This is a genomic window from Exiguobacterium sp. Leaf187 (assembly GCF_001423925.1).
Classification (GTDB): domain Bacteria; phylum Bacillota; class Bacilli; order Exiguobacteriales; family Exiguobacteriaceae; genus Exiguobacterium_A; species Exiguobacterium_A indicum.
This window is the reverse complement of sequence record NZ_LMPR01000002.1, coordinates 86,335-102,546: the sequence shown is the minus strand read 5'-3', so window position 1 is coordinate 102,546 and position 16,212 is coordinate 86,335. Positions and strand designations below refer to the sequence as shown.

Here is a 16,212-nt window from a genome sequence, read left to right as displayed (position 1 = left end):
CAAGGGCCATCAAAAAAAGCCGCTGCCGTTCCTCGTCTTCCTCCGCGTTTTGGCTCAAAGCAAAGCTTTTCGCTCGCGGGCTCCGGAAGCCTTCGTCCCGGTGCGCTGTCCGCTTTTTTTGATCTTTCCCTGCGGTCACCCTTGCGCCGTCTCGCGACGCTCGCTGCGTTCCCGTCAACAGGACGGCACCGTGACGGCACCGTGTCGGACTGCATCCCACTCGCGAAAGGAGCTTTCCCATGAAACTGACTACACTCGTTGAAATCACTCGTATCCGCCAAGAGGTTCGTGAGCCGGACGTCGCGCTCGAGACGACGCACATCACGTCACCCGAGGACGCGTTCTGTGTCGCCAAACGCTTCATCCAGGACGATGACCGTGAGGTGTTCCTTGTCATCCTACTCAATACGAAGAACCGCGTCATTGCTGTCCATCGTGCACACGTCGGAAGTATCAATTCGAGCGTCGTCCATCCCAGAGAAATCTTTAAGTCCGCCATCCTCAACAATGCGACGTCGCTCATCGTCAGCCATCAGCATCCGAGCGGTGACCCACATCCATCACGGGAGGACATTGAGGTGACCGAACGGCTCGTTGAGGTCGGACGCATCGTCGGTATTCAGTTGCTCGACCATATCATCGTCGGTGCCGGAGAAGAATACGTCAGTTTGAAAGCACAAGGTGTTCTGTAAAGAGGATGATAAGCGTAGACGGACGGGACAACCCCGTCCTGTCCGCGCGCGAGGGCATGGACGAAAAACGATGTCGTTTTTCTTTTGAGAGAGCGCAAGCGAGTAAGGAATGGATTCGTCCCGAATCCAAGGGCAATGAGAGACCCGCAGTGGATGGATCCACTGCGGGTGAGAAAGTACATCTGGTCTCTTCTATGTAGAAGGGTGTGATAGAGGATGCAGTAGTGAGACAAGTAGTGGAGTGGATGAAGGTTCGAGGAGAGATAGTTGATTGAAGTGAATCAATCCTCCTGTAGATAGGTAGTGATCTTCTTTCTACTGATTGTATAACTCAAGAAGAGCTTTCGGGCTCATGCGTGAGGCTGTAGGCTGCACGCAGCAACATCCTCATCGCACCGCTGCCCTCCTGCCGGACCGATAACGAGAGCTGCGACTCGCCTGCGCGAGGCATCTCTATGTTCCTGTTCCTTGCGACGGAAGGCACGGAGCGTTTTAAAAATAGAAATAATTAATTTAAAATATAGGTCTTATCACAAATACTTGGTTATTAATAAAAAAAACCAACAGCCAATTGACTGTTGGTAGAAGAGGAAGTATGGGGAAAGGGGAGGGGGTTAGTCTACTTTAACCAAAAAAGCGAATTGTCCGTCACCATTGGACCACTTTGCTTTGATTTCATAGGCATACGTTCCTGTTTCTTTCGGGACAGTAACGGCATCGCCAGTTAAAGTAACTTTTTCAGCATCTTGCTTATCTTTCCAACGAACGATCTCAATAGATTCCGGTTCGTCTTCAAACGAAATATTGATTTTTTTATTTGAGGATACTACAGTTGGTTTGCTTTTTTTCGTCATATCGAGTCCGTCGACATATACTTTATCGACACATTGGTTGCGCAATAGACCATCCCAACAAAATGATCCTTGAACCGTTGGAATATCTTTTCCTTGTGCTTCTACTTTGGGGTTTGGTGGTTCCCCACGAAAAGGGTCAAACACAAAAAATAGAACAACCAATACTACTAAAACACCCATCCATTTAAATTTACCCATAAAACGCTCTCCTTTGATAAAGATTATTTTTAAAAAAGTTTAAGTGTTCTTATTGAGTGGCTTGTTCCTCAACAAATCATTCTTTTAACTCGAGTTCATCGTGTCTCCCCATGATAGGTGAGATCGTTTGATTCTCAAATGCAGTTTCATACGTATCAACTACAGTTTGAATATATTCGCCATCTTCAATAAGAACTTCTCCATAAGCAGGAACTGGGTTGTGCCAATCCATTTTCTCATCATGGATTGTTGCAAATAAATATACTTTTCCAGATACAAGCATTTCTACTCTTCATACGTTCACAATACTTTATTACCTTTTATAATATAACGATTTTATGTAATTTACAATTGTATACAAAGTTATATTTTGGAAAAATTATTTTGTGACAGAATTGAAGAAGTTTTGCAATGCATGGATGAGCGAAGAAGTGAGTGAATGGACGGAGTTCTATGGATAGAGGATTGATGTTTCCATAGTAATGCGGACGACATAAAGACTTTCGAGCTCATGCGTGAGGTTGTAGGCTGCACACAGCAACATCCTCATCGCACTGCTTCGAACCGATAACGAGAGCTGCGACTCGCCTGCGCGAGGGATTTCTACGTTCCTGTTCCTTGCGACGGAGGGCACGGAGCGTTACATAGAATTATAAAAAGAAAAATAAAAGGTTAGGGTTTAGTGGAAGGAATGGCATACTAAAGGAAAGATTCTTGTCCACGTATGAGATCGTCGTTAGTGCTTCGGTCGTGAATGATGTGTCGTATGCGAGGATATCTAAAAAGGAGAAACTACATATGAAATTTGACGGATCGACTGATGTATTAGGTGCAGCACTTACAAATGCCCCTCTACTCTACCTCGTACCGATTGCATTTGGAATTTTCTTATTGATCGACTTCTTGTTTACAAAAGAAAAGAAGAGCTTTTTGAGCCGGACCGGTAAGATATTATTGGTTCCGTTCATTTTGATCGTAGGTGTACTTATTTATCTCTATTGATTCGATGTGCGTAGGAAACACTAATCATTTTTATGACAGTAACGATCTTCAAAAGGTCGTTTCTTTTTTTATGTGTGAAAAATTAATCGTACATTGTTTCGTAATGACCCAGTTATCTTACATATCATTTCGCTTATCTTATCTAAGGTAATTCGTACAGACTCTAAAATCATTCTATGCTGTGCTTAACAAAACGATTAGGGGTGGAGTACATGAGTATAATTGAGATGTTTGAGGTCATGGATCAAGCAAAGGAGAAACAGGTACCAGATAAGGTAACATTGATTGATGCCCAGCTTCGATTCGTACGAGAAGTGGATGGTTCGGTTGAGCATGTGACATGGTTCATTGATGTTGATCGACTGACAGACTTCATGCAGACACACTTTAACAAGCAGACCCATTAAGGTCTGTTTTTTTGTATAGACTTACATATAAACTAACCTATCAATAAAAATAAGTGGGTGGGAAATATAACCAACTTTATCCTGGTATTCACTGTATACTGAAGATAACTTACAAATCGAGAATGGAGCGATGAAAGGTGAAGCGAAAATGGATGGGGGCTAGCTTAGCGCTCGCAAGTATTGGATTGCTCGTTGGACCACTGCAAGGCGCAGAGGCAGCGACACCGAAAATCAAGGTCCACTATATCGATGTCGGTCAGGGCGATGCGATCTACATCAAGATGCCGAGCGGTGAAGATATCGTCATCGATGGCGGCAATAAAGGGAAAGGCGATGCACTCGTCACTTATCTGAAGAAACAGAAGGTCGGTGACATCGAGGTGTTGATCTCGACGCATCCAGATGCCGATCACATCGGGGGACTCGATGAAGTCCTCGACTCATTCAAGGTCAAGAGCGTCTATGCACCGAAGGTCAAGCACACGACGCAAGCCTACAAGGACTTCTTGTTGGCGGTTAAGCGCGAGAAGTTGACGATTAAGACAGCAAAGGCTGGCGTCTCGCTTCCGGTCAAAGGAGGCGTAAAGGCGCAATTCGTCGGACCGGTTAAAGAGTATGCGAAGAGTGATTTGAACAACTGGAGTGCTGTCCTACATGTCGCCTATAAGAAGAACACGTTCCTGTTCACGGGAGACGCGGAACTGAAGTCGGAGCAAGACATGATCGCGAAGAAGAAGACGCTACGTGCAGACGTCCTCAAGGTTGGGCATCATGGGGCGAAGACATCGACGAGTGCGACGTTCCTCAAGTACGTTAAACCGAAGTACGCCGTCATCAGTGTCGGGAAGAATGCCTATGGTCATCCGACGAAGGAAGTCGTGACAAACCTGAAGCGCGCGAAGGCGACGATGCTGCGGACGGATAAGAGTGGCACGATCGTCTTTGAAGGGAACGGATCGTCCTACACGATCAAGAAGTCGAAATGAGTAAGCGAAAAGGGATTATCGATCGAATTGAAGGGAAGTGGGTCGTCGTCGAGTTCGACGATGGGATGCGCGACATTCTGATTTCCCGCTTTCCGATGACGGTGGAGTCCGGTGATGTCATCTGGATGGATGAGTATGGTCATATCGAGAAGGACGACCGTGAACGGCAGCGACTCTCGAATGAAATCGATGAGCTGATGGAAGAACTATGGGAAGATTAAAAAAGAAATGAGCTGAAGCAGATGAATAAGTTAGGACAAGCGGTCGTCATCGTTGGGTTAGGGTTATCACTCGTTGGATGCGGCACACAAGAGACAATAGAAGATCCACCGAAAAAAGCAGCGAATCCGACTGAAAAGGTCGAGGTGGCAGAACCGAAAAAAGAAGATGTCTATTTCAAAGACGACACGTTAAAGATCGACATGGCGACCGTCAAGATTCTTTCGACAGAAGTACTTGAGCCAAGTAAAGAGTATTTCCGCGAAAAACCACAAATCGTTTTCACATATGAGACGACGAACGACAGCAAGAAGCCACTGAATGGGATGAATGTCTGGATTGCTTGCTTCGAAGCGACACAGGAAGGAACGGATACAATCAATAAGTTAGAGGTAGGGATGACGCCACAAGAAGAGAAGTATGCTTCTTATTTAGAGCATCAGCTGGATGATATCAAACCAGGTGGTACTGCAAAAGGGATTATGGCTTACGATATCGAGGACCCGAAGGCAGTCGTCACCTTGAAAGCAACTCAAGGATTATCAGGAAAAGATCTAGGGGAGAAGAAGATTGAACTTGAATGAGGATTCTGAAGATGTTCATAATTTCTTTTAAATATAGATTCTTAAATCGGAGGTGTTATTATGCCGGATCGCATCGGGTGGTTATCTGAATACGAATTAGAGTATCTAAGACTATACAAGATGTATAGTGATGAGGAAATGACTGACCAGCAATTGAAAGAGTTAAACGAGATCGCAAGGTTATTGTATCCACCAGTTAGCAAGAAGTTAGATGAACTAAGGCTTAAAACGAATCATGTAATGATTAAAGCAGCTTACAACATTGCCATGTCAGGTGGCAAACGTGCTGGATATATCTTGTTAGTTAACCGTGGGCTTGATGTTGAGTATGCAAAATATAAATACCTGGAGCATCTTGAATGTATTCCATTCTATAAGAGAGAGAGACGATATAGAGAGATTAAAGCGTATAGCTTAGATGTTCTATTAATAAATGGATATGAATATAATCATGGCTTAAAGTGTGAGAGATTAGGCGGGAAAAGAAGATATGAATATGTTGTATATGGTTGATCGTATAAGAATTAGTAAGGAGTTAGATACGAAGGCTGGGACGATGATAGATATATATGTGGTGATCGTGTAGATAAATTAATTTTAAGACACGAAGAAAAAGATAAGGGAAAAAGAGGTACATTTATGGCGCAAAGTATTTTTGGAGGATCTTCTGAATACAGTGACCAAACTTTAGCAGATATTATTGAAGATTTAGAAAAATGGGTTGTTTTTTCTGAGGAAACATTAAGTCTATTTGATAAGACAATATGTGAGCTAAAACAAAATAATTACTATCAAACAGTGCCATTCAACCTCAGAGCAATGTACGAAAGAGCAACAAGGAAACTAAATACGTTTATAAGTGATTTGAACGTAATTATAAAAAGTATAAATGCTGATTCAATTTTTATAAGAGATGTAAATCTTTTGAACAATATCGGTAGAATATCAATATTAAGTAATCATCAATTTGGCACGGTATATCATGACATTGTTGATCGATGGAGTGGCGCAAACTTTCAAGATTCAAATTTTCTAATGATTGAAAGATTGTATCATGAAGGAAGAGATGTATTCGTAAGTTTAATGGATGCTTCAAATGCAGCAGAAAGGTTGAAAGATTATATGAGTGATCGACATCAGCAGAACCAGAACATAACAGTTTACGGATCTGATAACCATATTCAAGCTGCCTTTGGTAGCAATAATGAGTTTATTATGAATGTAAATAAAACGATTGAAAAAGAATCAGCAATTCAACTAGATTGTTTGTTAACTGAATTACTTCAGAAAACAGAACTGTTTTATGGTGAAGATCAGAGGAATGAAAAACAAGAGGTTTCAGAGCTAGTAGAGGGAATTCGTGAAGAAATGATGAAATCAGAGCCTAAAAAAGGTAGAATACGTTCTTATCTAGTTTCCTTAAAGGCTTCAAGTACATTAACTGGCTATGCAGATTTTATAACAATCGTTACTGGTATTTCAGAATTAGTTTACAGTCTTCCTTTTATGAAGTGATAAGCTGAATTTTAGAAATCTCTATATCTAAAAAAACAACTCTATAAAACTAAGCCACAGTACTCCTAAGTTTAGGCACTGTGGCTCTTCATCTTCAACTTTATCCGTTTAAGATTGCGTTTGCTTTCTTTTCTGCTGTTTTTTCATCTGTCCAGTCCATCTCAGACAACATACTCGCTTGGACCTTTTCGATTTGTTCACGTGTATAGCCGAGTTGCTCCATTGCGATAACAGCATAAGCAATTGCTTGATTGTTAGTCATGGTCAATCCTCCGTCTTGTCTGTATTGTCAGTTTTATCCTACTTTTTTATAGTACTTGATTTTAAAAGAGGAGAGGACATGTTTTTAACGGCTACGGAAATCTTGCTCTGGTACATTGAATTGACGCGTCACGATTTGTCGGACCTTTTCTAAATCACGATCTTCCGTCGAAATCATCTCGTCGTACCATGCCTTTTCAAGTACTTGTTCGGTCTCCTTACTGACGACTTCTGTGTTCAGGATGTGATGGTACGGTCCCATCGCATCATCGAGGACGCGGAAGTGTTGGCTGATCGGTTCTTCGCCCGGGATGACGAGTGTATAGGCGACGGTCTCATGTTCGTCGAAGTCCCGATCGTTGGCTTTTGCGAACGGCTCGAAAAAATCTGTCGCTCCATGGACGAGCATCATCGGTTCGTCAAAAGACGATAGATCTTGCTGCGTGTCCTGCTTAGCGATGCTCGTCAGGTAAGCACCGACGTCCTCCGATGAATGTTGCATGATTTGCTCCAATCGTTCGGTTAACGGTAATCCGTGCTCGGTGATCTGTGCTTTCTGTTCGATGTACTCAATTATTTTAATAGGTGATGCTTCGCGTTCCAAGACTTGCTCCTGCTCGAGCGCAGTATGGATCTCACGGATGAAATGACCGGATGTCTGATGGACTTCGTGCAACAAGTCTTCCCTATCGCGCAAGTCTCTGCCTTGCGTCCAGTTGGCGAGATACGACAATGAAAACTCGTCCGTCGGAAAACCAAAGTGTGCTGCGACCGTGTAAGCGACCATCTCCGCTTGGAATTCCTTCTCATGCGGATTCAACTCAATTCCGCGTTCTTCATTTCGCTCCATGTTATGCAGATTGGCATGCGCGAGTTCATGAATCAGGATGGTTACGTTCTCAATATCCGAATTTCGCGGATTGAGGGCGATCGCGTTCAGTTCCGGATAGAAGCATCCTTTCGCCGTACCAAGCTCGCTGAGTGGCTGATCGAGTATTTTTACGTCTTGTGTCTCAGCAATCCCGTTCAACGCGCGGCGAAACGATTCCGCCTCACGAAGCGATCCATTTCGATGATAGGAAGCGAAGAGTTCGGAAACTTCGAGTCCTTTCTCCCGAGCATCGGTCTGTGTGTACTCGAAGACATGACCAATCTTGTAGTACATCGCTTTCCGCGTCGGAAGAGAACCTTCCTTGGCACGTTTTTGCTCCGTCTTCGTGGCGTCTTTCCACGCCACCCACTCCGTCTCTCGTTTAATGAACGTAACGGGGGAGGGAACGAAGATCTTAATCCCTTTCTCACCCTTTTGGACCTGGACACCTTGCTTCTCCCAGTACGCATAGGAACCAACGGCACGGGCACCTTGGAACTGTTCCTCGATCAACAGCATGTTCCGCGTCGAGTAGCGATGGAACCGGCTCATGAAGTCGAGGTGTTCCTTGATGCTCTCCTGACTGACGAAATGGGAGGCGAGCTGTGTCTCCATCTTATCGGTCAACGCTTGGACTTCCTTCTGGTAATCCTCACGCGTCTTCTTCTTGTATGCCATACCACTCACGCCCCTTCCGACGAAACGGACGAATCAGCAGCACCTTCAAAATCGTTCAACTCTTCTAATACCATCGGGTCGGTAGCCAGTCGATTGAGTAATAACTGACGGTGATTACGTGATACCGGAAGTAATACCAAGGGTTCTTCCTGCAAGAGTTGCAGTAGTACGTGTTCCTCCTGTGAAAGGGGAATGTCATAGGGCGTTTGATGAATCATGACAGTGACGTGGGTCGGATGCAATTCGAGAAATGTTGCGAGTGTGAAGGCTTCGAGTCGTCTCATTTGTGAGTCATCCTTTCTTTATCCGAATGCTTATGTTGCTTGCGTTGGTCGATTCGCCGTTTGACAGCCGTCTCTGCTGTCTCGAGGAAAGAGGGACGGTATTCGGTCGTCGGGATGATGTCCTCGATGCTCTCCGTCTGCATCAAAGCTTGTACCAGTTCGATCAATACCTGTGTTTGAAAATCCGTCTGTTGGACGCTTTTTCGTAACGGAGAAAGACTTTTCGTGATCTGTTCATCCCAAAAAGACGTCAACTCTTGCTCGATTTGTTTCGAGACGGAACGACTGACATAGTTCAAGTCCCATTGCTTTTTGATCATCTCCTGATAGTCGCGGATGATGTGATCGATGGCTGGACCGATCCCGGACAACCGTTCTCGCTCCCGATACTCTTCTAAAAATTCAGCGGTCACATCACTCATCCGAATTCGTACTTGCTTCGTTTCCTCCATCTGTATGCTCCTTCCTATACAATCATGAACTGTAAAAATGGCTGCCAAAGAAACAGGACTCCGTTCGAATGATATGATGAACAGATAAATTAGTTAAAGCGAGGTACAAACATGTCAAAAGTTCATTTTTACGATTCTATTCTATTGATTGATGCCCCTATTGAAGAGGTATACGATTACCTGACGAAGAATGAACACATTCTGAGTTGGAGCAATATTACTAAGGATCATATCTATGCAAACGGAGAACCATTGCAATATTCATACGCAGGTCAGAAGCTTCAAGTCATCCAAGAGCATCGTGGAAAAAGGTATTCCGCTGATGCTTGGATCGAGAAAATCGAAGCACCTTCCTTCATTGATCTCAGAACTGCGAATGAGATCGGAACGATGATTGGTCAATACCATTTGCAATCGAAACAGAATCAAACAGAGCTACAAATCGATTTGATAGTGGATACACCGAAATGGGCGTATGCTATTCTTTACAAACTCTCCAAATCAAGATTGAATCGAATGTACAATGAAGAATTCCAGCGTTTGAGTGACTATGCGATTCAAATGAATCGTCGATAAAAAAATTCTGGTTGTCATCCTTTTGTCGTAAGGGTGACTTTTTCTTTTATCGATCATGATCGATTTCTTGCTGCAGAAGTTCAAACGCTTTTTGATTTTGTATGTGTTCCCACTCATCGTTCATGTGTCGTCCGATTCGATAGAGTGTCTCTTGCATGATCCGTTCACGTCGAAACGCTGCTTGGATTTTTTGTTTAGGTGAGGATGTCTTCATCTTTGCAAGCTCCTGAGGTGACTTAGACGATTCACGCATCTCGGACAGGATGGCGTTTCCCATTCGTGTATAGAGATCCTGTTCTTTCGTCTTCCGATAAGCCGATGCTTGAGATGCCGAACCGTAACTCCGTTCGTAGAATGCGACCTCCGTATCGAGTCGTTGCTTGAACGCGGCGTGTTCTTTCTCGAAATGCGTCGCAAGATATGTGTCGGTGAACTGATTGAGTGAAGGACGCAGTTCGTGCATGCTGTTCATGTTGTAATACCGTTGCCGCTTGTCGTCCGGTAATTGTTTCTGAATCGCTTTATACTGGCGTACGAGTTCCGGATGTAGCACGCGATTTGAAACGGATAGTGTTGCATGATTTCGTTTGTGCGCGAGGACTTCATCACGGATAAAGGCATTCAACTTCTCCTGTTCCCGTGTCCGATCGGCGAGTGTTTGGACGACTTGTGCCTTCATCTTCTCAATCGTTTTTGGTTTACGTTTGCCCCGTTCACGTGGATGCATCGTCTCAACTGTCGCGACATGGACGTGGATGTTATCCGTGTTGTAATGAATCGCAGCGGTCCATGTTGCATGCAGCATCTGTTCCTTTTCGATCATCAGCGCGGTCGCGTTCCGTGTCGCCTGCATCAACCGTTGTTCATCGATGTAACGATTTTCTTTGACGCCGACTTCCTGTAACCAGGTCTCATCGAACGAGATGACATCTTGCCAAAGGATGCTGCCGTTCTCTTGTGCCCGACGGAAGATATCGCGTAATTGCTCTCGTTCAGTCGCATTCAATCGGTCTTGTGTCGCTGTGAAGAGACCACTTGATTTCAGTTCATCTTCCATATAGTCGTGATAGTTCTCGAATTGATGCGACCGTGCTTTCGTCTCTGGTCGATCGATGTAGCTGAGGTAGGTCGTATAACGACGCGCACGTCGGTTTTCTTGCGGTAACTTAAACTTCGACTTGATGATGACGCCGGGAATGTTACTCATCCTGCATCACCTCACGGAAGAGTGTAGTCAAGTGTTCGAGTTCGGTTGCACTCCGCTTCAGATGCAAGGTATTCGCTTCGAGCTGTCGTTCGAGGCGTGCGACCTGTGTCGACTGGACACCGTCTGCGCACCAGGTGGTCAGCAAACCTTTCAATAATTCTTGTCGGGAACACATCTGTTTCTCTGCCTGTTCGTCGAGTTGTTTGACGAATAAGGGATCGATGTCGCGTATCAAGAGATCCATTCGTCTTCCCCCTTCCATCAGGAAAGTCAGTCTTAATGATTTAAAAAAATGAAAAGTTTTCCGAACAATTCACTCGTTCCTCCTGTCATTAGAAGTGAGAACGGCAATCCTACTTAGACAAAGAACGGAGGAAACATATGCAATCCATCATCGAACAGAGTTACGCACTTGGAGAAGCCGTGAGCGTCTCCTTGATCGTGGAACTTTTAAAAGTCCTGTATGCGAAGGCACGCACACGTGAATCTCTCTCAGTTGATATGAGTGACGCTTCTAGTGCAAAGAAAGAATCAATCGGTATGAATTAATAAATTTTTCCAGTCGTTGAAACCTCACGCTTCCGAATGCTGTATAAGGATGAGAGGAGGAGATGGAAGATGTCGGTTTGGGTGCTCGCGTTGTTCGGATTAGCTTTTAGTTTTGGTTCGTTTTATGTCATGTTGAAAGTATTTGAGTCGTTAAAAAGATAATCCGTGAACACATTCAACGAGCCGCGACGCTCGTTTTTTTATTGGACTAGATAGAAGAACGATCAAGTTCTCCAGCCAAAAATCAGAAGCAGTAAAAAGCAAAATGGATCTAAAATCGTGAAAAAAGAGCATAAGGGGAAACTGCTATCACTCAGCGTGCTAGCCTAGGCGGAGCCTAGTGTTTCCTTGATATCATCAAAATCGCCAAAAGGTCACACCGCGTGCCACTAAAAACGGCATTTTGGCACGGTGTTTGCCACCTTACCATTTCAGTTCACGTGCTTTAATGCGCAGTTGAGTCTGCTTTTTTTCTTCTTGTGTGAGTTGTTTTTTCAATTCCGTTTGTCGTAACAGTGCGTCCTCTTTGTCTTGCTTCAGATTGAAGATTTCATCCTCACGTTCGACTTGTTCATCGAGTGTCAGGTCGGGTAAGGTGGCTTGTTTTGCCTCGATGTCCTGTTCGATCTGTTGGATGAGGGAAGCTTGTTCCGTCTGTTCACGCTTCGTGTTTTTGATCCGTTTTTGACTTTGCAGATGCTCGTCAGCGAGAAAAAGTTGCGTGTAGTCGTCTGCTTGTTGAATAGAAAGTGACGTCCTTAAGACGCGTCGCTGATCCATATAGAGTGATTCGACGAGAGAATCTTCTCGCTTCGTCGCACGCAGCTTCTCGAGTGACTGTTCAGGCTTAATGACATACAAGCGTAGTGCTAGCTGATCAAAGTCACGCGGTACATCTTTGATTTCGAAGACGTAGTGCTCGTCCTGCTGATAGACGACGCGGACGCGTTGCTCATCTGTTGGTCGTTCCTTGTACGCGATTCGTGCCACAAGCTTTGACGCGTAGTCTTGAGGTTGATCGAACTGGAGACGGACTCGCATTTGCTTCCGTTCCTCATCGTGAGACCAGTTGAGAAGCGTAACCGTCTGTCCATTCGTCAACCGTTGTTCTTCGCCGATAGGTGTCGCATTGATCGGTTGTTCCTCAGCAAAGAAGAGGGAGGATAAGCCGAAAAACAGAAAGCCGATCAAGAAGAACAGTCCTGTTCCGAGATACAAACGCGACCAGTCACGGGTCAGCGTCTTTCGTTTTCTTGTCTGCATTTAGACACCTCCTGACGTTTGAAGACTCTTCATCTGATCGACGATGTAACGACCGTCTTGATGCGTAAAGGTCAGTTCAACTAATTCTTCAGACGTCTCTTCATAACCATTGGCATCGATCGTCAACGTCCGTTGGAAGCGGACGAGACAATGCTCCGGATCGTCCTGACTTGGAAAGACTTCGATGTCCGAGACGGAGGCGGTAAACTTGCTATCGCTTCCGCTACTCGCAAATAACGTCCGTTTAATGGACTCCGACATATACTGATAGGCTTGTCGTTTGCGTGTTGGATAGGTCCCGTCCTTCCATGTGAAGGCGAACGTGATGAAGCGTTCCGCGCTCTTAGAGATGCTCAATTTCTGTTCTTGCTCTTGTTCATCAGTCGGGATAGACGGATCTGACACCGTCGTTTTTGGTAACACATTCTCGACTATTCGATGCGGTTCATCTGATGCCATGGAGCGATATTGATAGACATTGGCACTGACAGACAGCAACAGACAGAACAATACGAGCCACAGGAGATGACGACTCGTCAATGCCATAGTTCATCCCTCCTTATAGCGAAAACAGTGGTGCCGGATCAATGTGTCCGGACCAATCACTCGTCTTGAATTCGATGTGCAGATGATTGCCCGTCGAACGTCCGGTCGACCCGCACATTCCGATTGCTTGTCCGGCTTCAACCTTTTGCCCCGCCTTAACCTGGCGTGCAGAAAGGTGGGCGTAAGCGGTGATCCAGTCGCCTTGTTTGATCTGAATAAGCTGTCCATACGGTCCGCGCAAGCCACTATAGGTGACGGTACCGGAACGGACGGCATGCACGGTATCGGTATCGTGACAGCTGAAATCGATGCCCGTATGAACGTCCGTCTTTCCGAAAACAATCCGTGAACCGAATCCCGACGTCATCTGCAGTGGGATGTCGAGCGGAGCATGGAGGTTGCCTTTAATCGGTCCTGTCTTGCCTTCTGCCAGTACGGTCGGTGTCAGATAACGGAGGACGGCATCGACATACTCGATGTCACCATAACAGGCTTGATGCTCGATTGCGCTCGGACGATGGCACTGATAGATACCGCTCTTCTTGACGCGTTGGTACATCATCTGTGAAAAAGAAATCGCGAGTTGTTTCGTATAGCGTCCTCCATTTTCTTGGACGTAATCGATGAAGCCACCTCCGAAGTTGTAACTTTGGAGCGTCAGCTTAACATCCTCGTTCGCTTCCCGGAAGACGGATACGAAGTGTTTCACGCCGTACTGAATGCTCTCGTCAGGAGAGGTGATGCAGCCAATCCGTCCGCACTTCGATTCACTCGCTTGCATCGGATCGTTCCCGCGTCCGCCGCTTTCCTGCATCATCAACGCAAGGACGACGTTCGTCTGTCCCTCAAGCTGTTCTTTCTTTAATTCACGTGCGATCGCTTCGCGGTATTGTAGGACATCATCACTGACTTGCAGGCTCGCGTCCGAGTAAGCGATGGGTGTCTCCGTCGTCTGCTCATTCTCGATCCCGGTCAACGTATCGAGAATGCCTGCGACGAGGATGATCAACAGGAGGAGCAGGAGCGCGATGCCGAGAGCAATCAAACGGTACTTCAAGGTCAGGAGTCGCCATTTCATCCGGACGGCGACACGTGCCGACTGCCGGAGCGTACTCCACATCAGGCACCACCTCCGAACAGGGTCAGCTCCTCAGGTGAGACATCGACATCGAAAATCAGCGTCTTCACACCGGAGATACTGAGGACGATCCGTCCTGTCTCGAGCGACGGGATCAACCGCGTCTCACTCTCCGTCAACTGTCCGTCGAAGACGGTCTGGATCGTCGGAATACTCTCGGCATCCTGTTCGCCGATGAACTTATACTGCGTTAGCTGGAACAACGTCTTGACGTTTTCTGCGTTCTCCGACTTCGAACCGGTCGGGACAAAGTCCGTGATCAAATGGGAAGCGAAGAAGATACCACCGAAGTATTTCCGTGCTTCCCGCATGAACTGTTGCAGGTACAGGATGGCGGGTTGTGCGATATCGCGTGTATTGATCAGGTGATGCGCCTCATCGATGACAATCAGATATTTGAAGGCATCCTCGATCAACAGCTCGCCTTGATTGTAGCTACGGAGTTGTCCGGCACCGTTGAGGATCATCCCGTCCCAAAGCATGTTCATCAGGTTGAAGACCTGTGCCTGAAAGATTTCGTCTTTCAGATTGGTCAGGTTGCGTAGCGGGAATGAGACGATCGCTTCCTCGTCAAATCGCTCGATCGAGGAATGTCCGTCGAAGATGTTGCCGTAGTTGTGGACGAGGTTCGTAATCGCGAGCTCGATGTTCTCAAGACGGCGGACACGGTTCGTACTGATCGTCTCGCGGATCGTCGTCCGCGAATCGTCCGCATACAATTCAGAGCGGACGAGCGCTAAGAAGTCAGAGAAGACCGGATAGGTGTTTGCTGGGTGCGTCGTGATCGGCGCGTCACCGTCCTCGTTCCACAGTCCCTTCTCAAGATAGAGCTGTCGGAGTAGGATCTCGAACTCGTTCGCTTCTTCTTGCGTAGCTGCTGGATTGATGTAGTGATAGAAGACCGCAATCTTCGACAAATGTTGCATGAACGAGAGCGCCTCATCTGCCGAGCCGTCGGCATGTGTGACCGTCTTATAGACATGGAGCGGATTGATCCGTCCAGCGGATCCGTCGAGTGCAATCTCCTTCCCACCCAGTTGCCGGACGAGGTCGGAGAACTCGCCCGTCACGTCTAAGATGCGAACGTGATTCCCTTTGATCGCTTGATCGAGAACTGTCTTCTTGAGCAACGTGGACTTCCCGGAGCCCATCTTGCCGATCATCAAGGCGTTGTAGAACTTCCGTTGTTTGTCCTTATGGAACAAGTCGAAGATGACACTCCCGTTCGTGTCAGTCGTCCCATAGTAGGTTCCCGTCGGATCCTGTAGCGACGTGAAGTGGAACGGATAACCACCCGCGATTGAAAGTGAAGGGATCTCTTTGCCGCGACGTCGGTTCGGTAGTTTTTGTTGTTGCTCGTAGCTGAGGAACAGACTCTGCCATTCCCATTCCTGTTCGTTCAGGAAGACGGTTGCACGGAAGTTCCGTGCCTCGAGTTCCTCCATCACATCCTGGACTTGGCGTTCGAGTACGTCGAGTGTCTTCGCTTTGACATAGAGCCGGAGGTGCAAATACTTCATCGTCTCGCCTTGCGTAATCTGTTCATAGAGTTCATTCAATTCTTTGTACGTTTCCCGCGCATCGATCCGGTCGACGTTGTCCTTTGCGTTCTCGAAGCGCGTATTCTGCTCGGCCATCGACTTGTTGATGGTCCGGATCATCTCCCGTTTATCCGCCGTCCCGATGTCGAGCGTCGTCAGGACACCGGGGAGGTTGAGGATGGGTTCGAGCCAGAAGTCGTAGACGGTCGATTGATATTTATAGACATGGAGGCAGGCAAGATAGCCATCACCGGTCCGGACATAGTTCGGTTCGAAGCGGAGTCCGCCTTGCGGTTGGATGACTTGGACAAAAGTCGGGTTGTAACCATCCTGTCGTTTGATTGTCTCTGGATCCTGCTTCCGTAGGAAACGCGTACGCCACATGACGC

The 16,212-nt window shown here is 46.4% G+C and carries 23 protein-coding genes; 11 read left to right on the top strand and 12 right to left on the bottom strand.

Going from position 1 to position 16,212, the window contains the following annotated elements:
* On the top strand, positions 1-243 hold a 243-nt coding region (locus ASF99_RS17330; protein ID WP_162236792.1), incomplete at its 5' end, for a hypothetical protein.
* Complete coding sequence (locus tag ASF99_RS00550; protein ID WP_082318459.1) at positions 240-692, top strand: JAB domain-containing protein; 453 nt, start codon at positions 240-242, stop codon at positions 690-692. The genes ASF99_RS17330 and ASF99_RS00550, both read left to right, overlap by 4 nt.
* A 614-nt stretch (positions 693-1,306) precedes the next feature.
* Here ASF99_RS00550 and ASF99_RS00540 read toward each other — a convergent pair.
* Both ASF99_RS00540 and ASF99_RS00535 read right to left on the bottom strand, forming a co-directional pair.
* Positions 1,307-1,744, bottom strand: coding sequence for a hypothetical protein (locus ASF99_RS00540; protein WP_055966492.1), 438 nt, complete (start codon positions 1,742-1,744; stop codon positions 1,307-1,309).
* A 76-nt stretch (positions 1,745-1,820) separates the two neighbouring features.
* Positions 1,821-2,027, bottom strand: coding sequence for a hypothetical protein (locus tag ASF99_RS00535; RefSeq protein WP_053451903.1), 207 nt, complete (start codon positions 2,025-2,027; stop codon positions 1,821-1,823).
* 515 nt (positions 2,028-2,542) lie between these two features.
* On the opposite strand from ASF99_RS00535, the gene ASF99_RS00530 reads away from it, so the two are divergent.
* The 7 genes from ASF99_RS00530 (at position 2,543) to ASF99_RS00500 (ending at position 6,457) form a co-directional block, all read left to right on the top strand.
* Positions 2,543-2,746 carry a hypothetical protein gene (locus ASF99_RS00530; protein WP_055966490.1) on the top strand — a complete coding sequence of 68 codons (204 nt, stop codon included), beginning with the start codon at positions 2,543-2,545 and terminating at the stop codon, positions 2,744-2,746.
* A gap of 212 nt (positions 2,747-2,958) precedes the next feature.
* A complete protein-coding gene (locus ASF99_RS00525; protein ID WP_055966488.1) occupies positions 2,959-3,153 on the top strand; it encodes a hypothetical protein in 195 nt (64 codons plus the stop codon).
* 152 nt (positions 3,154-3,305) lie between these two features.
* Positions 3,306-4,139: a ComEC/Rec2 family competence protein gene (locus tag ASF99_RS00520; protein WP_143404487.1), complete on the top strand. Its 834-nt coding sequence runs from the start codon at positions 3,306-3,308 to the stop codon at positions 4,137-4,139.
* On the top strand, positions 4,136-4,360 hold the full coding sequence (locus ASF99_RS00515) for a DUF3006 domain-containing protein (protein ID WP_055966482.1): 225 nt from the start codon (positions 4,136-4,138) through the stop codon (positions 4,358-4,360). Before ASF99_RS00520 ends, ASF99_RS00515 begins: the two co-directional genes overlap by 4 nt.
* A gap of 21 nt (positions 4,361-4,381) precedes the next feature.
* A complete protein-coding gene (locus ASF99_RS00510; RefSeq protein ID WP_055966479.1) occupies positions 4,382-4,942 on the top strand; it encodes a DUF5067 domain-containing protein in 561 nt (186 codons plus the stop codon).
* A 60-nt stretch (positions 4,943-5,002) separates the two neighbouring features.
* Complete coding sequence (locus ASF99_RS00505; RefSeq protein WP_055966477.1) at positions 5,003-5,455, top strand: hypothetical protein; 453 nt, start codon at positions 5,003-5,005, stop codon at positions 5,453-5,455.
* Between the two features lie 126 nt (positions 5,456-5,581).
* Complete coding sequence (locus ASF99_RS00500) at positions 5,582-6,457, top strand: hypothetical protein (RefSeq protein WP_055966475.1); 876 nt, start codon at positions 5,582-5,584, stop codon at positions 6,455-6,457.
* Between the two features lie 100 nt (positions 6,458-6,557).
* On the opposite strand, the gene ASF99_RS17185 is transcribed toward ASF99_RS00500, so the two are convergent.
* The 4 genes from ASF99_RS17185 to ASF99_RS00485 all read right to left on the bottom strand — a co-directional run bounded on the left by ASF99_RS17185 (position 6,558) and on the right by ASF99_RS00485 (position 9,003).
* Complete coding sequence (locus ASF99_RS17185; RefSeq protein ID WP_156357171.1) at positions 6,558-6,719, bottom strand: hypothetical protein; 162 nt, start codon at positions 6,717-6,719, stop codon at positions 6,558-6,560.
* 84 nt (positions 6,720-6,803) lie between these two features.
* Positions 6,804-8,267 (bottom strand): ArdC-like ssDNA-binding domain-containing protein, encoded by a 1,464-nt coding sequence (locus ASF99_RS00495; protein WP_055966472.1) that lies wholly within the window; start codon positions 8,265-8,267, stop codon positions 6,804-6,806.
* A 5-nt stretch (positions 8,268-8,272) separates the two neighbouring features.
* Positions 8,273-8,551, bottom strand: a complete 279-nt coding sequence (locus ASF99_RS00490) for a hypothetical protein (RefSeq protein ID WP_055966469.1) — start codon at positions 8,549-8,551, stop codon at positions 8,273-8,275.
* Positions 8,548-9,003, bottom strand: coding sequence for a hypothetical protein (locus ASF99_RS00485; RefSeq protein WP_055966463.1), 456 nt, complete (start codon positions 9,001-9,003; stop codon positions 8,548-8,550). The genes ASF99_RS00490 and ASF99_RS00485 overlap by 4 nt, the downstream gene beginning before the upstream one ends.
* Positions 9,004-9,114: 111 nt before the next feature.
* Here ASF99_RS00485 and ASF99_RS00480 point away from each other — a divergent pair, with 111 nt between their 5' ends.
* Positions 9,115-9,579 (top strand): SRPBCC domain-containing protein, encoded by a 465-nt coding sequence (locus tag ASF99_RS00480; RefSeq protein ID WP_055966462.1) that lies wholly within the window; start codon positions 9,115-9,117, stop codon positions 9,577-9,579.
* Positions 9,580-9,625: 46 nt separating this feature from the next.
* Here ASF99_RS00480 and mobP2 read toward each other — a convergent pair whose 3' ends face one another.
* Positions 9,626-10,786, bottom strand: a complete 1,161-nt coding sequence (gene mobP2 / locus ASF99_RS00475; RefSeq protein WP_055966460.1) for a MobP2 family relaxase — start codon at positions 10,784-10,786, stop codon at positions 9,626-9,628.
* On the bottom strand, positions 10,779-11,030 hold the full coding sequence (locus ASF99_RS00470) for a hypothetical protein (protein WP_055966457.1): 252 nt from the start codon (positions 11,028-11,030) through the stop codon (positions 10,779-10,781). The genes mobP2 and ASF99_RS00470 overlap by 8 nt, the downstream gene beginning before the upstream one ends.
* A 137-nt stretch (positions 11,031-11,167) precedes the next feature.
* On the opposite strand from ASF99_RS00470, the gene ASF99_RS17180 reads away from it, so the two are divergent.
* Positions 11,168-11,335 carry a hypothetical protein gene (locus ASF99_RS17180; protein WP_156357170.1) on the top strand — a complete coding sequence of 56 codons (168 nt, stop codon included), beginning with the start codon at positions 11,168-11,170 and terminating at the stop codon, positions 11,333-11,335.
* Between the two features lie 423 nt (positions 11,336-11,758).
* On the opposite strand, the gene ASF99_RS00465 is transcribed toward ASF99_RS17180, so the two are convergent.
* The 4 genes from ASF99_RS00465 to ASF99_RS00450 are packed head-to-tail and all read right to left on the bottom strand — an operon-like array spanning position 11,759 to position 16,207.
* Positions 11,759-12,598 (bottom strand): hypothetical protein, encoded by an 840-nt coding sequence (locus ASF99_RS00465; RefSeq protein ID WP_055966454.1) that lies wholly within the window; start codon positions 12,596-12,598, stop codon positions 11,759-11,761.
* Positions 12,599-13,144: a hypothetical protein gene (locus ASF99_RS00460; protein WP_055966451.1), complete on the bottom strand. Its 546-nt coding sequence runs from the start codon at positions 13,142-13,144 to the stop codon at positions 12,599-12,601.
* A gap of 13 nt (positions 13,145-13,157) precedes the next feature.
* A complete protein-coding gene (locus tag ASF99_RS17735) occupies positions 13,158-14,264 on the bottom strand; it encodes a lysozyme family protein (RefSeq protein ID WP_055966448.1) in 1,107 nt (368 codons plus the stop codon).
* Complete coding sequence (locus ASF99_RS00450) at positions 14,264-16,207, bottom strand: VirB4 family type IV secretion system protein (RefSeq protein WP_055966445.1); 1,944 nt, start codon at positions 16,205-16,207, stop codon at positions 14,264-14,266. The genes ASF99_RS17735 and ASF99_RS00450 overlap by 1 nt, the downstream gene beginning before the upstream one ends.
* Positions 16,208-16,212 lie beyond the last annotated feature (5 nt).

Excerpts from the sequence above, each read along its gene's own strand:
- ASF99_RS17735 (WP_055966448.1), bottom strand. The coding sequence starts at position 14,264 with ATGTGGAGTACGCTCCGGCAGTCGGCACGTGTCGCCGTCCGGATGAAA.
- ASF99_RS00480 (WP_055966462.1), top strand. The coding sequence starts at position 9,115 with ATGTCAAAAGTTCATTTTTACGATTCTATTCTATTGATTGATGCCCCT.
- ASF99_RS00540 (WP_055966492.1), bottom strand. The coding sequence starts at position 1,744 with ATGGGTAAATTTAAATGGATGGGTGTTTTAGTAGTATTGGTTGTTCTA.
- ASF99_RS00510 (WP_055966479.1), top strand. The coding sequence starts at position 4,382 with ATGAATAAGTTAGGACAAGCGGTCGTCATCGTTGGGTTAGGGTTATCA.
- ASF99_RS17180 (WP_156357170.1), top strand. The coding sequence starts at position 11,168 with ATGCAATCCATCATCGAACAGAGTTACGCACTTGGAGAAGCCGTGAGC.
- ASF99_RS00460 (WP_055966451.1), bottom strand. The coding sequence starts at position 13,144 with ATGGCATTGACGAGTCGTCATCTCCTGTGGCTCGTATTGTTCTGTCTG.
- mobP2 (WP_055966460.1), bottom strand. The coding sequence starts at position 10,786 with ATGAGTAACATTCCCGGCGTCATCATCAAGTCGAAGTTTAAGTTACCG.
- ASF99_RS00515 (WP_055966482.1), top strand. The coding sequence starts at position 4,136 with ATGAGTAAGCGAAAAGGGATTATCGATCGAATTGAAGGGAAGTGGGTC.
- ASF99_RS00505 (WP_055966477.1), top strand. The coding sequence starts at position 5,003 with ATGCCGGATCGCATCGGGTGGTTATCTGAATACGAATTAGAGTATCTA.
- ASF99_RS00530 (WP_055966490.1), top strand. The coding sequence starts at position 2,543 with ATGAAATTTGACGGATCGACTGATGTATTAGGTGCAGCACTTACAAAT.
- ASF99_RS00520 (WP_143404487.1), top strand. The coding sequence starts at position 3,306 with ATGGGGGCTAGCTTAGCGCTCGCAAGTATTGGATTGCTCGTTGGACCA.
- ASF99_RS00470 (WP_055966457.1), bottom strand. The coding sequence starts at position 11,030 with ATGGATCTCTTGATACGCGACATCGATCCCTTATTCGTCAAACAACTC.
- ASF99_RS00495 (WP_055966472.1), bottom strand. The coding sequence starts at position 8,267 with ATGGCATACAAGAAGAAGACGCGTGAGGATTACCAGAAGGAAGTCCAA.
- ASF99_RS17185 (WP_156357171.1), bottom strand. The coding sequence starts at position 6,719 with ATGACTAACAATCAAGCAATTGCTTATGCTGTTATCGCAATGGAGCAA.
- ASF99_RS00550 (WP_082318459.1), top strand. The coding sequence starts at position 240 with ATGAAACTGACTACACTCGTTGAAATCACTCGTATCCGCCAAGAGGTT.
- ASF99_RS00525 (WP_055966488.1), top strand. The coding sequence starts at position 2,959 with ATGAGTATAATTGAGATGTTTGAGGTCATGGATCAAGCAAAGGAGAAA.
- ASF99_RS00535 (WP_053451903.1), bottom strand. The coding sequence starts at position 2,027 with ATGCTTGTATCTGGAAAAGTATATTTATTTGCAACAATCCATGATGAG.
- ASF99_RS00465 (WP_055966454.1), bottom strand. The coding sequence starts at position 12,598 with ATGCAGACAAGAAAACGAAAGACGCTGACCCGTGACTGGTCGCGTTTG.
- ASF99_RS00490 (WP_055966469.1), bottom strand. The coding sequence starts at position 8,551 with ATGAGACGACTCGAAGCCTTCACACTCGCAACATTTCTCGAATTGCAT.
- ASF99_RS00485 (WP_055966463.1), bottom strand. The coding sequence starts at position 9,003 with ATGGAGGAAACGAAGCAAGTACGAATTCGGATGAGTGATGTGACCGCT.
- ASF99_RS00450 (WP_055966445.1), bottom strand. The coding sequence starts at position 16,207 with ATGTGGCGTACGCGTTTCCTACGGAAGCAGGATCCAGAGACAATCAAA.
- ASF99_RS00500 (WP_055966475.1), top strand. The coding sequence starts at position 5,582 with ATGGCGCAAAGTATTTTTGGAGGATCTTCTGAATACAGTGACCAAACT.